This is a genomic window from Pseudomonas sp. JC1203 (assembly GCF_056175065.1).
This window is the reverse complement of record NZ_JBWCAM010000001.1, coordinates 1-13,273: the sequence shown is the minus strand read 5'-3', so window position 1 is coordinate 13,273 and position 13,273 is coordinate 1. Positions and strand designations below refer to the sequence as shown.

General features: G+C 62.0%; 12 protein-coding genes. 2 read left to right on the top strand and 10 right to left on the bottom strand.

Annotation, left to right across the window (positions count from 1 at the left end; all coding sequences use genetic code 11):
- Positions 1-70 precede the first annotated feature (70 nt).
- The 10 genes from AC0SZ7_RS00060 to AC0SZ7_RS00015 form a co-directional block, all read right to left on the bottom strand.
- A complete protein-coding gene (locus AC0SZ7_RS00060; protein WP_475502420.1) occupies positions 71-2,032 on the bottom strand; it encodes a DUF7844 domain-containing protein in 1,962 nt (653 codons plus the stop codon).
- Positions 2,029-2,349, bottom strand: a complete 321-nt coding sequence (locus AC0SZ7_RS00055; RefSeq protein WP_416421760.1) for a DUF2388 domain-containing protein — start codon at positions 2,347-2,349, stop codon at positions 2,029-2,031. Before AC0SZ7_RS00055 ends, AC0SZ7_RS00060 begins: the two co-directional genes overlap by 4 nt.
- Before the next feature lie 27 nt (positions 2,350-2,376).
- A complete protein-coding gene (locus AC0SZ7_RS00050; protein WP_475502419.1) occupies positions 2,377-2,688 on the bottom strand; it encodes a DUF2388 domain-containing protein in 312 nt (103 codons plus the stop codon).
- Positions 2,689-2,718: 30 nt separating this feature from the next.
- Positions 2,719-3,036, bottom strand: coding sequence for a DUF2388 domain-containing protein (locus tag AC0SZ7_RS00045; RefSeq protein WP_475502418.1), 318 nt, complete (start codon positions 3,034-3,036; stop codon positions 2,719-2,721).
- A 385-nt stretch (positions 3,037-3,421) separates the two neighbouring features.
- The gene (locus AC0SZ7_RS00040; protein WP_416421763.1) at positions 3,422-3,637 is read right to left on the bottom strand and encodes a DUF1127 domain-containing protein; all 216 of its coding nucleotides are present in this window, start codon (positions 3,635-3,637) and stop codon (positions 3,422-3,424) included.
- A gap of 322 nt (positions 3,638-3,959) precedes the next feature.
- A complete protein-coding gene (locus AC0SZ7_RS00035; RefSeq protein ID WP_475502417.1) occupies positions 3,960-5,453 on the bottom strand; it encodes an acetyl-CoA hydrolase/transferase family protein in 1,494 nt (497 codons plus the stop codon).
- 179 nt (positions 5,454-5,632) lie between these two features.
- Positions 5,633-7,069: an NAD(P)(+) transhydrogenase (Re/Si-specific) subunit beta gene (locus AC0SZ7_RS00030; protein WP_475502416.1), complete on the bottom strand. Its 1,437-nt coding sequence runs from the start codon at positions 7,067-7,069 to the stop codon at positions 5,633-5,635.
- 1 nt (position 7,070) lies between these two features.
- Positions 7,071-7,394, bottom strand: coding sequence for an NAD(P) transhydrogenase subunit alpha part 2 (locus AC0SZ7_RS00025; protein ID WP_008367291.1), 324 nt, complete (start codon positions 7,392-7,394; stop codon positions 7,071-7,073).
- Between the two features lie 11 nt (positions 7,395-7,405).
- On the bottom strand, positions 7,406-8,527 hold the full coding sequence (locus AC0SZ7_RS00020; RefSeq protein ID WP_475502415.1) for a Re/Si-specific NAD(P)(+) transhydrogenase subunit alpha: 1,122 nt from the start codon (positions 8,525-8,527) through the stop codon (positions 7,406-7,408).
- A gap of 404 nt (positions 8,528-8,931) precedes the next feature.
- Complete coding sequence (locus tag AC0SZ7_RS00015) at positions 8,932-9,858, bottom strand: LysR family transcriptional regulator (protein WP_475502414.1); 927 nt, start codon at positions 9,856-9,858, stop codon at positions 8,932-8,934.
- 154 nt (positions 9,859-10,012) lie between these two features.
- On the opposite strand from AC0SZ7_RS00015, the gene AC0SZ7_RS00010 reads away from it, so the two are divergent.
- Together AC0SZ7_RS00010 and AC0SZ7_RS00005 are read left to right on the top strand one after the other, a co-directional pair.
- Positions 10,013-11,194, top strand: a complete 1,182-nt coding sequence (locus AC0SZ7_RS00010) for an acyl-CoA dehydrogenase (protein WP_416421768.1) — start codon at positions 10,013-10,015, stop codon at positions 11,192-11,194.
- A 16-nt stretch (positions 11,195-11,210) separates the two neighbouring features.
- Entirely contained in the window at positions 11,211-12,431 is a 1,221-nt protein-coding gene (locus tag AC0SZ7_RS00005) for a CaiB/BaiF CoA transferase family protein (protein ID WP_475502413.1), read from the top strand.
- Positions 12,432-13,273: the final 842 nt, after the last annotated feature.

Genomic DNA, 13,273 nt, shown 5'->3' with positions numbered 1-13,273 from the left:
TGGAGGTGGGAGCGGGCGTGCCAGCGAGCTTTGAGGCCTAAATGCTCGCTGGCAAGCCAGCTCCCACAGGTCAGGGCAGTATCAGGCCGCCGGCCGCCTTGTGCAGGGTGCGCAGGTGGTCGGCCACCACCTTGATGTTCGCCTCGGTGGCGGCAATCTCGGCGCCGCGCTTGGGCTCAAGCAGTGCCCGCACTTCCTTGTCCAGGTCCACGCTCAGGGTCTGCAGCTGTTTCTGGCGCTCGGCGCTTTCCGATTCCAGGCGCTTGAACTCGGCTTTTTGCGGCAGGCCGTAGCCGCCGCTGTCCAGCAGTTCCGCCGGGCGGCTGAGGAAGCCGCTGTTGGCGAGCATGGCTTGCAGGGTCTTGTTGGCGTTCACCAGGCTGGCGTCGTTGGCGGCACGGCCGTTCAGGTAGCGCTGTTTCACCTCGTCCTGGGCCAGCAGCAATTGCCGGCGCAGGCTGGCCTGTTCCAGCAGCAGCAAGGCGGCGCTGGTGCGCAGGTCGGCCTTGGCGAACCATGGCTCGCGCTGCTTGGGCTCAAGGCTCATCCAGTCCTCGACCTTGTCCTGGGGAATGGGCAACTGTTGCTTCAGGATGTCGAACATCGCCTGGTAGCGGTCGCGGTAGGAGTCGAAGCGGTAGCCCAGGCGCAGGGCTTCGCGCGGGTCCTTCAACACGCTGGTGTCGGCGATGCCGCGGGCTTCCATCACTTGCAGCAGGCCATTGGGCACGATGCTGTCGAGGTCGTCGAACTTGGCGTTGTGAGTGCCGGCGCGCAGCAGTTTCAAGGTTTCCACCGCGCAGTTATTGGACACGAAGTAATAGTTGCCGTCGTAGCTCCAGTGCATCTCGGCGGCGTGGCGCACCAGCGACTCGATCTCGTTGCGGGTGAGCTTCAACGGCACCGAGGCCAGGCTGCGCAGCTCGGTCTTGGTGTATTCGTCGATCACCTGCCCCAGGGGCAACACGAACAACCGCGATGGGTAGCCGCCGGTGAGGCCGCTCCAGGTGGACAGTTGCACGTCATTGACGAAGGCGCGGTACGACAGCACCAGGCTGCGGTCCAGGTCCAGGCGGCAGTCCGGGCCACGCGGGCGGCCGGGGGCGCAGATCACCAGGCGGATCATGCTGTGGCCCCAGCGGCTTACCCAGTTCTGGTTGGCTTCAGCCAGCAGGTAGTCCACCTCGTACACGCGCTCGGGGTCGATGCTGCCCAAGGGCGTGCGGCCGAAGTCGTTGCCGGCGTTGAGGAACGGCAGCGCAGCCTGGCATGGGGTGGCGTTGGCCGGGCCCCAGCCGAAGTGATTCTTGTAGTACTCGTAAAGCTCCGGGCGACGGCAGCCGTATTCGGGGTCCAGCAGGAAGTACTCCATGTTCACCGCCACGAATTCGAGCGGGTTGGTGACTTCATAGATGTCTGGGCTGCGCACGATCTGGCGGTTGGGATCGTCGCGCTCGCCACGCTTGCCTACCGATTGTGGCCAGCCGGCAAGGTCCAGCAGGCGTGGGTCGTCGCTGAGGGTGAAGCGGCGGTCGGTCTGGCCACGGCATTCGCTGGGCAGGCCCACCTGGCCAAGGCTTGCGCTGTAGCGCTGGCAGCGGTTGAACAGAATGCGGTCGGACTCGGGCCACAGGCGGGCGCGGTCGTAGATGTGGGTAAGCTCGTGCAGCACGGTGGCCAGCAGCTCTTCACGCACGGTGCCGTGGGGGCGGTGAGTCTGGGTGGTGGCTGCGGTGCCATCGACCAGGCTGGGCAGCAGCTTGACGTTGAGGTCCAGGCTTGAGACTGCCGCGGCTTGCCCGTAGGCGTTGTCGGGCATGTGCGCCGACCAGTCGACGTCGATGCGCCGGTCCAGCCGCTGCACGAAGCTGGGCGGCAGGTCACGCATCGCTTCATCAAGCAACGCCTGGCTGGCCTGCTGTTGTTGCGCTGTCAGCCCTTCGGTCTGCAAGTGCAACTGCAAGGCGGCCTGCGCGCCCGTGCCAGTGAGCAACAGGGCGCAGGTCAGCAGCCAGGCGTTGAGGCACTTCACAGTGCGAGGATGGCCTGTGCGAGTTCCTGGTCGCTGGCGTCCTTGGCTTCCGGCACCTGGGCGCGCACGGCTACCAGCGCGGCTTCCAGCTGGGCACCACGGATGGTGCCGTTGCTGGCCACGTAGCTGGCGGCGTCGTCCTGGGCGTCGCGCACCACTTTCGAGTCACGGATCGAGGTGGTGGTGTCGGAGGTGAAGTTGATGGTGCGGTTGGAGGCACGCACGATCATGTTGCTGGTTTGCTGCAGGGTGTGCGCCGAAGCCACATCAGCCAGCAACAGCAGGCCCAGGGTGGCGGCAATCAACGGGGTACGCATGGGGGTGTCTCCAAGGACAGGGAGTAATTATTGGACGAGAATTGCCTGCGCCAGTTCAAGGTCGCTGGCATGCAAGCCAGCATGGTGCTGGCGCAGGTAACTGAGCGCTGATTCCAGCCGCGCGCCGGCGAGCTGGCCGTCGGTGGCGACGTAGGCCGCCGCGTCGTCCTGGGCGGCGCGCACCAGCTTGCGGTCGAACGGCGCGGTGGTCACCTGGCTGGTGATGTAGCCGCTGGCGACCACGCCCTGGGTGGTGGTGTCGAAGGCCAGCGCCTGGCACGACCAGGCGCTGGCGATCAGCGATGCAAGAGCAAGGAAGCGGGGAAACGTAACACGCATAAGTCTTGAAACTACCTGACTAACACTCGATCAGATGGCAACGATGGCCTGGGCCAGTTGCGCGTCAGTGGCCTGCAGCGCCGGGTTCTGCTGGCGAATGTAGGCGAACGCGCATTCCAGGCGCGCACCGCGCACGGTGCCTTGGCTGGCGACGAAGCTGGCGGCGTCGTCACGGGCTTCCAGCACGACTTTCTTGTCGCGCAGCGAAGCGGTGGCGTCGGAGGTGGCGTCGCTGGTGGCCTTGGTGGCGCCCACGATTGCGTCGGTAGTGACGATGAAGCTGGAGGCATGAGCGCCGCAGGACAGAGCCAGCAGCAACGAGGCGCCAAGCAGACGGGAACGGAACATGGTCAATCTCCTGAGCGGACAAGGGCAAAAGTGCAACACTTTACATCAGACGCACGTTGTACCGGCCGCGTTACGTCGCGGGTTCACGCGCATGTCAGACAATTGTTGCCGATTTAGTTCAGTACGTGGGGATCTGAAACAGGAAGTTTCATAAAATCTGAACTGTAATGGTTAGCTTGAGAAAATATAAAACTGTACCTGTAGTCGCTGCCGCCAGGCTGCGCTGGCCCTCCCCCACGCTGGAGATCTCTCGTGTTTGCAAAGCCCAGCGCAGCCTTCGGCAGCGGCTACCGGCGCCAGAAACGACAAAGCCCGTCACTGTTGCCAGTGACGGGCTTCGATCGAATTCAGGTTGCTGGCGAAAATGGGCCAGCGGGGTGTTGCATCAACGCCAGAAAGGCTTGCTCAGCTCTTCGCAACGCTGTGCTTCGCTGATACCAGCGTCGGCCAGCAGGCGGGCGTCCAGACGGGCCAGTTGATGGCGGCTGGCGATGCGGCGCTGCCACAGCATCAGGTTGCTGATAACGCGCAGTGGGAACGAAGTGCGGGTTTCTTCGGAGCTGTTCTGGAAAAGCAGGTCGGAACTGAGTGTACGTTCCATGGTTGACATCCTTCCGCTTGTGGCGGGCTTGGCTAGTTGGTTTCTACTGGTGCCTATGATCCTCCTGCGCAGTCAATAAATGCAGGCACAGTTCATTTGTATTGTGAGGGTTCAGTTAACTGTTTAAGGGCACTGTTTGACCCAAAATCAGGCAAACTGTATCGGTCAGCACCTGAATGGTGCATTTTTGATCGATTTCGAGGTTTTAGCGGGGGCAAAGGCAGGGTTTTTACCGGTACAGCAGTACAGATTTAGAAAGTATCTTTGAACAGTTGGGCAGCTGGTGCGCCATTGCCTTGCATCAGCTGCCAACTGTGTTGCCTTACACGGCCAGCATGCGCCCGGTTTCTTCCAGGTTGCTGTGCCATTGCAGTGCGTCACGCAGAATGTGCGGGGTGTGGCCGCCACGGGCACAGGCCGCTTCGAAGTACTCGTTCAGCGCGGCTCGGTAGCTTGGGTGCACGCAGTTGTCGATGATCACCCGGGCGCGCTCGCGCGGTGCCAGGCCACGCAGGTCGGCAAGGCCCACCTCGGTGACAAGGATGTCCACGTCATGCTCGGTGTGGTCGACGTGGCTGACCATGGGCACCACGCTGGAAATGGCGCCGCCCTTGGCAATCGACTTGGTGACGAAGATGGCCAGGTGGGCGTTGCGGGCGAAGTCACCCGAGCCGCCGATGCCGTTCATCATCTTGGTGCCGCACACATGGGTGGAGTTGACGTTGCCGTACAGGTCGAACTCCAGCGCCGTGTTGATACCGATGATGCCCAGGCGGCGAATCACTTCCGGGTGGTTGGAAATTTCCTGCGGGCGCAGCACCAGGCGCGACTTGTAGCGGTTGAAGTCGCTGAACACCTCGGCGTGCTTCTTGGCCGACAGGGTCATGGAGCTGCCCGAGGCGAAGTCCAGCTTGCCGGCATCGAACAGGTCGAAGGTCGAGTCCTGCAGTACTTCGGAGTACATGGTCAGGTTTTCGAACGGCGAATCCACCAGGCCGCACATCACGGCGTTGGCGATGGTACCGATGCCTGCCTGCAGCGGCATCAGGCTGTTGGTCAGGCGGCCTTCGGCCACTTCGCTCTTGAAGAACGCCACCAGGTGGTCGGCGATGGCCTGGGTCTCGTCGTCTGGCGGCAGTACGGTGGACGGCGAGTCGGGCTGGTTGCTGACAACGATGCCGACGATCTTCGCCGGGTCGATCTTCACCGCGCCGCTGCCGATGCGGCTGTCAGCCTTCAATACTGGAATAGGCAGGCGGGTTGGGCGGTAGCTGGGGATATAGACGTCGTGCAGGCCTTCGAGCTCCAGTGGCTGCGACAGGTTGATCTCGATGATCACTTCCTTGGCCAGGATGGCGAAGCTGGCGGAGTTGCCCACGGAGGTGCTGAGCACCAGGTGGCCATCTTCGGTGATGGCCACGCACTCGATCACGGCCAGGTCCACCGCCTTGATCTGGCGGTTGCGCAGCTGCTCGACGGTGTCGGACAGGTGCTGGTCGATGAACATCACCTTGCCGTCGTTGATGGCCTTGCGCAGGGTGCTGTCGACCTGGAACGGCATGCGCCGGGCCAGCACGCCGGCCTCGGTCAGCTGCTTGTCGAGGTCGTTGCCCAGGCTGGCGCCGGTCATCAAGGTGATTTGCAGCGGTGTCTGCCTGGCGCGCTCGGCCAGTGCGTGGGGCACCGCCTTCGCTTCGCCTGCGCGGGTAAAGCCGCTCATGCCGACGGTCATGCCGTCCTTGATCAGGGCAGCGGCATCAGCCGCACTCATCACCTTGCTCTGCAAGGCGTCCAAGCGGATACGGTCACGGTACATGTTTTGTTATCTCGGGTAGCGGAGCTGTGCGCAGTCTAGTGATTTGAAAAAAATTCGTCCCACGACTTAGGTCGTAAAGCCGGGCGGCCAGGGGCGTTTCTAAGACCAAGGTATATCGACAATAAAAAACCCCAGCCTAACCAGCGCCGGGGTTTTGGGTATTGCCGTGGATCAAGCCGTCATTCGACAGCCTTGACCATGTCCTCGATGACTTTCTTCGCGTCACCGAACACCATCATGGTCTTGTCCAGGTAGAACAGTTCGTTGTCCAGGCCGGCGTAGCCGCTGGCCATCGAGCGCTTGTTGACGATGATGGTCTTGGCCTTGAAGGCCTCCAGGATCGGCATGCCAGCGATAGGCGACTTCGGATCGTTCTTGGCCGCAGGGTTGACCACGTCGTTGGCACCCAGCACCAGCACCACGTCGGCCTGGCCGAACTCGGAGTTGATGTCGTCCATCTCGAACACCTGGTCGTACGGCACTTCGGCCTCGGCCAGCAGTACGTTCATGTGGCCAGGCATACGGCCGGCAACCGGGTGGATCGCGTACTTCACGGTCACGCCGTTGTGGGTCAGCTTCTCGGTCAGCTCTTTCAGCGCGTGCTGGGCACGGGCCACTGCCAGGCCGTAACCGGGGACGATGATCACGGTGTCGGCGTTGGTCAGCAGGAAGGTAGCGTCGTCAGCCGAACCGGACTTCACCGGACGGGCTTCTTTCGAGCCAGCCGGGCCGCCAACGTCGGTCGCGCCGCCGAAGCCGCCGCCGATCACGTTGAAGAACGAGCGGTTCATGGCCTTGCACATGATGTACGACAGGATCGCACCCGACGAACCCACCAGGGAGCCGGCGATGATCAGCATCGAGTTGTTCAGCGAGAAGCCGATACCGGCCGCCGCCCAGCCCGAATAGCTGTTGAGCATCGACACAACCACCGGCATGTCGGCGCCGCCGATCGGGATGATGATCAGCACGCCCATCACGAAGGCCAGGGCCAGCATCAGGGCGAAGGCGCCGTAGCTGCCGGTGAACATGAAGGTCAGGCCCAGGGCCAGGGTGGCCAGGCCCAGTACCAGGTTCAGCTTGTGCTGGCCGGCGAACTGTACCGGTGCGCCCTGGAACAGGCGGAACTTGTATTTGCCCGACAGCTTGCCGAAGGCAATGACCGAACCGGAGAAGGTGATGGCACCGATCGCCGCGCCCAGGAACAGCTCCAGGCGGTTGCCGGTAGGAATGGCGTCGCCCAGGGCCGGGACGATACCCAGCGACTGTGGCTCGACCACGGCGGCAATGGCGATGAACACCGCGGCCAGACCGATCATGCTGTGCATGAAGGCGACCAGCTCAGGCATCTTGGTCATTTCCACGCGCTTGGCCATGATCGAACCGGCGGTGCCGCCAACCAGCAGGCCGACGATCACGTAGGCGATGCCGCCGGTGGCCAGTTCGGAACCCAGCTTGTAGATCAGGCCTACGGTGGTCAGCACGGCCAGAGTCATGCCCAGCATGCCGAACAGGTTGCCGCGACGCGAAGTGGTCGGGTGCGACAGACCCTTGAGTGCCTGGATAAAGCAGATCGAGGCTACAAGGTACAGAAGAGTGACGAGGTTCATGCTCATGTTACTTTTTCACCTCGGCGGACGCTTTTGGCGCCTTCTTCTTGAACATTTCCAGCATGCGGCGCGTCACCAGGAAGCCACCGAATACGTTCACCGCGGCCAGGGCCACGGCCAGGGTGCCCATGATTTTGCCCAGCGGGGTCACGGTCAGGGCGGCGGCCAGCATGGCGCCGACGATGACGATGGCCGAGATGGCGTTGGTAACGGCCATCAGCGGGGTGTGCAGGGCAGGTGTGACGTTCCAGACCACGTGGTAGCCGACGTAGATCGCCAGCACGAAGATGATCAGGTTATAGACGCCGTGGGAGATCAGCATGTCTTCCATTGTTATTGTCCTCAGCCGTTCTTGCGGATGACTTGGCCGTCGCGGCACATCAGGCACGCAGCGACGATGTCGTCTTCAAGGTTGATCGTGAACTGGCCGTCCTTGTCGAACACCAGCTTCATGAAGTCCAGCAGGTTGCGTGCGTACAGCGCCGAGGCGTCGGCACCGACCATCGCGGCCAGGTTGGTTGGCCCGCAGATGATCACGCCGTTCTCGACCACTACCTGGTCGGCCACGGTCAGCGGGCAGTTGCCGCCTTGTGCGGCAGCCAGGTCAATGACCACCGAGCCTGGTTTCATCTGCGCGACGGTTTCGGCGCTCAGCAGGGTCGGCGCCTTGCGGCCCGGGATCAGCGCGGTGGTGATGACGATGTCGGAGGCCTTGGCGCGTTCGTGAACGGCCTGGGCCTGGCGCTGCATCCAGCTGGCTGGCATGGGGCGGGCGTAACCGCCGACGCCTTCGGCGCATTCGCGTTCTTCGTCAGTCTCGTACGGCACATCGATGAACTTGGCGCCCAACGACTCGATCTGCTCCTTCACCGCCGGACGCACGTCCGAAGCCTCGATCACCGCGCCCAGGCGCTTGGCCGTGGCGATGGCCTGCAGGCCGGCAACACCGGCGCCCAGAATCAGCACGCGGGCAGCCTTTACGGTGCCGGCGGCGGTCATCAGCATGGGCATGAAGCGCGGGTAGTGATGGGCGGCCAGCAGCACGGCTTTATAGCCGGCGATGTTGGCCTGCGAGCTCAGCACGTCCAGGCTCTGTGCGCGGGAAGTACGCGGGGCGGCTTCCAGGGCAAAGGCGGTAATGCCGCGTTCGGCCATCTTGGCGATGGTTTCGTTGTTGAACGGGTTGAGCATGCCGACCAGAACGGTACCGCTCTTGATCTGCGCCAGCTCTGCGTCGTTGGGGGCAACCACCTTGAGGATCAGCTCGGCACCGAAGGCATCGGCAGCGCTGCCAATGACCGCGCCGGCGGCTTCATAGGCGCTGTCGGTCACGCTGGCATTGATGCCGGCGCCACTCTGGACAGTCACCTTGTGGCCTTGGCCGATCAGTTTCTTGATGGTTTCCGGGGTTGCAGCAACCCGTGTTTCGCCCGTCTGCGTTTCGAGAGGAACACCAATGTGCACGTCAAATCTCCTGCTTGATCTTATTGAGTTAACCAGCGCACTACGGATGGCGCATCTGGGGCGGCCGATCAGCACGATCCCGCCTGAAAACAGCGGGGCGCGGCATTTTGCAGGCGTTGTGGCAGGCCTTCAACCAGTTATGAAAGGTGACGGACGAAACACTACAAGTCACCCTGTGACCGATTGCCGCAACATACCCTGTCGAGCCCCTGTAGCTCGGGCTTTCCAGCTTTTATGTAGGGATTTAATATTTTTTTGCATTTCGACGGTGAATGGTGCCGGCTGCGCCTGAAATCCGGCTGTAGCCCATGTAGAACGGGGTGTTCAGCAAATTTTACACAGTGCCATAACAGTCTTCGTAAAAACGACATTTACTTATATCTGTAGGTATCCATTTTTATGGACTACATAGTTACTTTTGCGCCTTTTCCTTCGTGATCAACTACATAACGAATCGCCTCGGCCACCAGCCAGTCCCGAAATGCCTTGAGGGAGGCAGATTCAACCTTGCGTTCGGCAATCATCAGGTAATACGCCTTGTGGCTGGCCAGTGCGTGGGGGTGGGCGACCACCAGCCTGCCCTCCGCAAGTTCGCGCTGGATCAGGAATGGTGGTATCAGCGCAATGCCCATGTCATGCATGGCGGCCTGGGAAAGCATGGAGAATAGTTCATAGCGCGGGCCTGTCATGTCGCGGCTCACGTTCATGCCCAGGCTATTGAACCACTGGCGCCAGGCGTAAGGGCGCGTGGTCTGCTGCAGCAGCGGCAACTGGGCGATGGCCGGGGCTTCGAGGTGCGCCCTGCCCGCCAGCATCGCCGGGCTGCACACGGGCACCGGGTTCTCGCCCATCAGCCGGTGCGCCTGGGTGCCGGGCCAGTCGGCGTCGCCGAAATAGATGGCAGCGTCAAAGGGGGTATCGGCAAACAGGAACGGGCGGGTGCGGTTGGTGAGGTTCACCGTGATGCCCGGGTGCTGTTGCTGGAAGGCCTTGAGCCTGGGCAGCAGCCACTGGGTGCCGAAGGTAGGCACCACGGCCAGTTCGATGGTGTTGCTGCCCTGCTGGCCCATCACCGACAACGTGTCGCGCTCCACGGCGTCCAGTTGGGTGGCAACCTGGCGGCTGTAGGACAGGCCTGCCTCGGTCAGTTTCACGCCGCGCCGCGAGCGCTGGAACAGTTCGACATTAAGGAACTCTTCCAGGCCGCCTATCTGCCGGCATACGGCGCCCTGGGTCAGGGACAGTTCCTGGGCGGCCTTGGTGAAACTCTCATGGCGCGCGGCCGCTTCGAAGCAGATGAGCGCGGTGGTACTGGGGATTTTGCGGCGCATGTACGGCAACCTCACAGGTGGAGGCGCTTATTGGGCTTTTTTCGCCTCTCGGAGTGAGAAATTAGCACAAGCCTATGCGAAATCCTCGTTTGTCCCCTGCCCTTTCGGCGCCTAGCATCAAGGTATTCCTATTCACTTGCGACGAGGACACACCATGGGCGCCAAGGCCAGCTTCAACTGGATCGATCCGCTGCTGCTCGACCAGCAGCTCAGCGAAGAAGAACGCATGGTGCGCGACAGCGCCCAGCAGTTCGCCCAGGGCAAATTGGCGCCACGGGTGCTGGAAGCGTTTCGTCACGAAAAGACCGACCCGGCCATCTTCCGCGAGATGGGCGAGATCGGCCTGCTGGGCGCTACCATTCCCGAGCAGTATGGCGGCAGCGGCCTCAACTACGTGTGCTATGGCCTGATTGCCCGCGAGGTGGAGCGCGTGGATTCCGGTTACCGCTCGATGATGAGTGTGCAAAGCTCACTGGTGATGGTGCCGATCAACGAGTTCGGCACCGAGGCGCAGAAACAGAAGTACCTGCCCAAACTGGCCAGCGGCGAATGGATCGGCTGTTTCGGCCTGACCGAGCCCAACCATGGCTCCGACCCGGGTGCCATGATCACTCGTGCCCGCTCGGTGGAAGGCGGCTACCGCCTGACCGGCAGCAAGATGTGGATCACCAATAGCCCTATCGCTGATGTGTTCGTGGTGTGGGCCAAGGATGATGCCGGCGATATTCGTGGCTTCGTGCTGGAGAAGGGCTGGCAGGGCCTCAGTGCCCCGGCCATTCATGGCAAGGTTGGCCTGCGTGCGTCCATCACCGGCGAGATCGTCATGGACAACGTGTTCGTCCCTGAAGAAAACATCTTTCCGGACGTGCGTGGCCTCAAGGGCCCGTTCACCTGCCTGAACTCGGCGCGCTACGGCATTTCCTGGGGGGCATTGGGGGCGGCGGAGTTCTGCTGGCACACTGCGCGCCAGTACACCCTTGACCGCCAACAGTTCGGCCGTCCCTTGGCCGCCAACCAGCTGATCCAGAAGAAGCTGGCCGACATGCAGACCGAGATCACCTTGGCGCTGCAAGGTTGCCTGCGCCTGGGGCGCATGAAGGATGAAGGCACGGCGGCGGTGGAGATCACCTCCATCATGAAGCGCAACTCCTGCGGCAAGTCCCTGGACATCGCACGCATGGCCCGCGACATGATGGGCGGCAACGGCATCTCCGATGAGTTCGGCGTGGCCCGTCACCTGGTCAACCTGGAGGTGGTGAACACCTATGAAGGCACCCATGACGTGCATGCGCTGATTCTTGGGCGTGCGCAAACCGGCATCCAGGCGTTCTATTAATAGAAGGAGCCGGGCCATGGGTGCGCTTTCCCATCTGCGGGTGCTGGACCTGTCGCGCGTGCTGGCCGGCCCTTGGGCCGGGCAGATCCTTGCCGACCTGGGGGCCGAGGTAATCAAGGTGGAGCGCCCGGGCAATGGTGATGACACGCGGGCCTGGGGCCCGCCGTTCCTGCGGGACATCGAGGGCGAGAACACCAGCGAGGCCGCCTACTACCTGTCCGCGAACCGCAACAAGCAATCGGTGACCATCGACTTCACCCAGCCCGAGGGCCAGCGGCTGGTGCGCGAGTTGGCGGCCAAGTCCGATATCGTCATCGAGAACTTCAAGGTCGGTGGCCTGGCGGCGTATGGGTTGGACTACGCCTCTTTAAAGGCCGTGAATCCCGAGCTTATCTATTGTTCCATCACCGGCTTCGGCCAGACCGGCCCTTACGCGAAACGCGCGGGCTACGACTTCATGATTCAGGGGCTTGGTGGGCTGATGAGCCTCACCGGCCGCCCGGAGGGGGAAGAAGGTGCCGGTCCGGTGAAGGTGGGCGTGGCCCTGACCGACATTCTCACCGGCCTGTATTCCACCGTGGCCATCCTGGCCGCCCTCGCCCACCGCGACCAGCATGGCGGCGGGCAGCACATCGACATGGCGCTGCTGGACGTGCAGGTCGCCTGCCTGGCGAACCAGGCCATGAACTACCTGACCACGGGCGTGGCGCCCAAGCGCCTGGGTAATGCGCACCCTAATATAGTGCCGTATCAGGACTTTCCTACGGCCGATGGCGACTTCATCCTCACGGTGGGTAATGACAGCCAGTTCCGCAAGTTCGCTGAAGTGGCTGGGCAGCCGCAGTGGGCGGACGATCCGCGGTTCATTACTAATAAGCTGCGGGTGGCCAACCGTGCCGAACTGATCCCGCTTATTCGCCAGGCCACCGTATTCAAGACCACTGCGCAGTGGGTGGCGCAGCTGGAGCAGGCGGGTGTGCCTTGCGGGCCTATCAACGACCTTGCACAGGTGTTCGCCGATCCGCAGGTGCAGGCCCGCGGGCTGGCGGTGGAGTTGCCTCACGCGTTGGCGGGACTTGTCCCGCAGGTGGCGTCGCCTATTCGGTTGTCGGAGACGCCGGTGGAGTACAGGCGTGCCCCGCCGTTGTTGGGGGAGCATACGGGGGAGGTGTTGTTGCGGGTGTTGGGGATTGGTGGGGAGGCGTTGGAGCGGTTGCGGGGGGATGGGGTGGTTTGAGGGAGGCTTCTATATATAGGTGGGTAGAAGATTGCGTAACGGCCACTAGGTGCATGCCGTTGTTGTGATGGTGTTCATGCGACCGAGCGCCGCCCGCGCGGCGCTTCGCGGCAGCAGGCCGCTCCTACCGTTTGTTTCGGGCCAATCACACCAACGCCATCTCCCGGGCCCGCCTTGTTTGCCCACTGCAAATCTGCGTCGGTGCCACCAAGGCGGCCCCGGGAGATGCCACTGACATAACTGGCCCGAAACAAACCCGTAGGAGCGGCCTGCGGCCGCGAAGCGCCGCGCGGGCGGCGCTCGATGCCATGAGGCTTGAACGTCTCCAGGCATGCACCTAGCGGCCTTGATATGGTGGTTTGCCGGATGCTTTTGACTTTAAGGACAATTCCTCGAAATTAACCCTTGACCTGCCTCCGAATCTCTCTATAATTCGCCCCACTTCCGGCGCAACCGAAACGGAAAACTCCTTGAGTTTCAAAGAGTTAACCGAAGTAAGCAGCTCCGAAAGGTTTCGATCTTAACGTCGAAAGCGGTGAAAAAGGTGGTTGACAGCAACGCGAGTTGCTGTAGAATTCGCCTCCCGCTAACGAGAGATCGAAGCGAGTCAAGTGGTTGAAGTTGTTAGAGATTCTCTGAAAAACTTCAAAATAAACGCTTGACAGACTCTGAGGAAGGCGTAGAATGCGCGCCTCGGTTGAGACGAAAGAATCAACCAACCGCTCTTTAACAATTGAATCAAGCAATTCGTGTGGGTGCTTGTGACTCAGACTGATAGTCAAAAAGATTATCAGCATCATAAGTTACTCCGCGAGAAATCAAAGATGTAACCAACGATTGCT

What these genes read in the sequence shown, in the direction of transcription:
- AC0SZ7_RS00030 (WP_475502416.1), bottom strand. Translation starts at nt 7,069, where the DNA reads ATGAGCATGAACCTCGTCACTCTTCTGTACCTTGTAGCCTCGATCTGC.
- AC0SZ7_RS00040 (WP_416421763.1), bottom strand. Translation starts at nt 3,637, where the DNA reads ATGGAACGTACACTCAGTTCCGACCTGCTTTTCCAGAACAGCTCCGAA.
- AC0SZ7_RS00045 (WP_475502418.1), bottom strand. Translation starts at nt 3,036, where the DNA reads ATGTTCCGTTCCCGTCTGCTTGGCGCCTCGTTGCTGCTGGCTCTGTCC.
- AC0SZ7_RS00055 (WP_416421760.1), bottom strand. Translation starts at nt 2,349, where the DNA reads ATGCGTACCCCGTTGATTGCCGCCACCCTGGGCCTGCTGTTGCTGGCT.
- AC0SZ7_RS00010 (WP_416421768.1), top strand. Translation starts at nt 10,013, where the DNA reads ATGGGCGCCAAGGCCAGCTTCAACTGGATCGATCCGCTGCTGCTCGAC.
- AC0SZ7_RS00035 (WP_475502417.1), bottom strand. Translation starts at nt 5,453, where the DNA reads ATGTACCGTGACCGTATCCGCTTGGACGCCTTGCAGAGCAAGGTGATG.
- AC0SZ7_RS00050 (WP_475502419.1), bottom strand. Translation starts at nt 2,688, where the DNA reads ATGCGTGTTACGTTTCCCCGCTTCCTTGCTCTTGCATCGCTGATCGCC.
- AC0SZ7_RS00005 (WP_475502413.1), top strand. Translation starts at nt 11,211, where the DNA reads ATGGGTGCGCTTTCCCATCTGCGGGTGCTGGACCTGTCGCGCGTGCTG.
- AC0SZ7_RS00015 (WP_475502414.1), bottom strand. Translation starts at nt 9,858, where the DNA reads ATGCGCCGCAAAATCCCCAGTACCACCGCGCTCATCTGCTTCGAAGCG.
- AC0SZ7_RS00025 (WP_008367291.1), bottom strand. Translation starts at nt 7,394, where the DNA reads ATGGAAGACATGCTGATCTCCCACGGCGTCTATAACCTGATCATCTTC.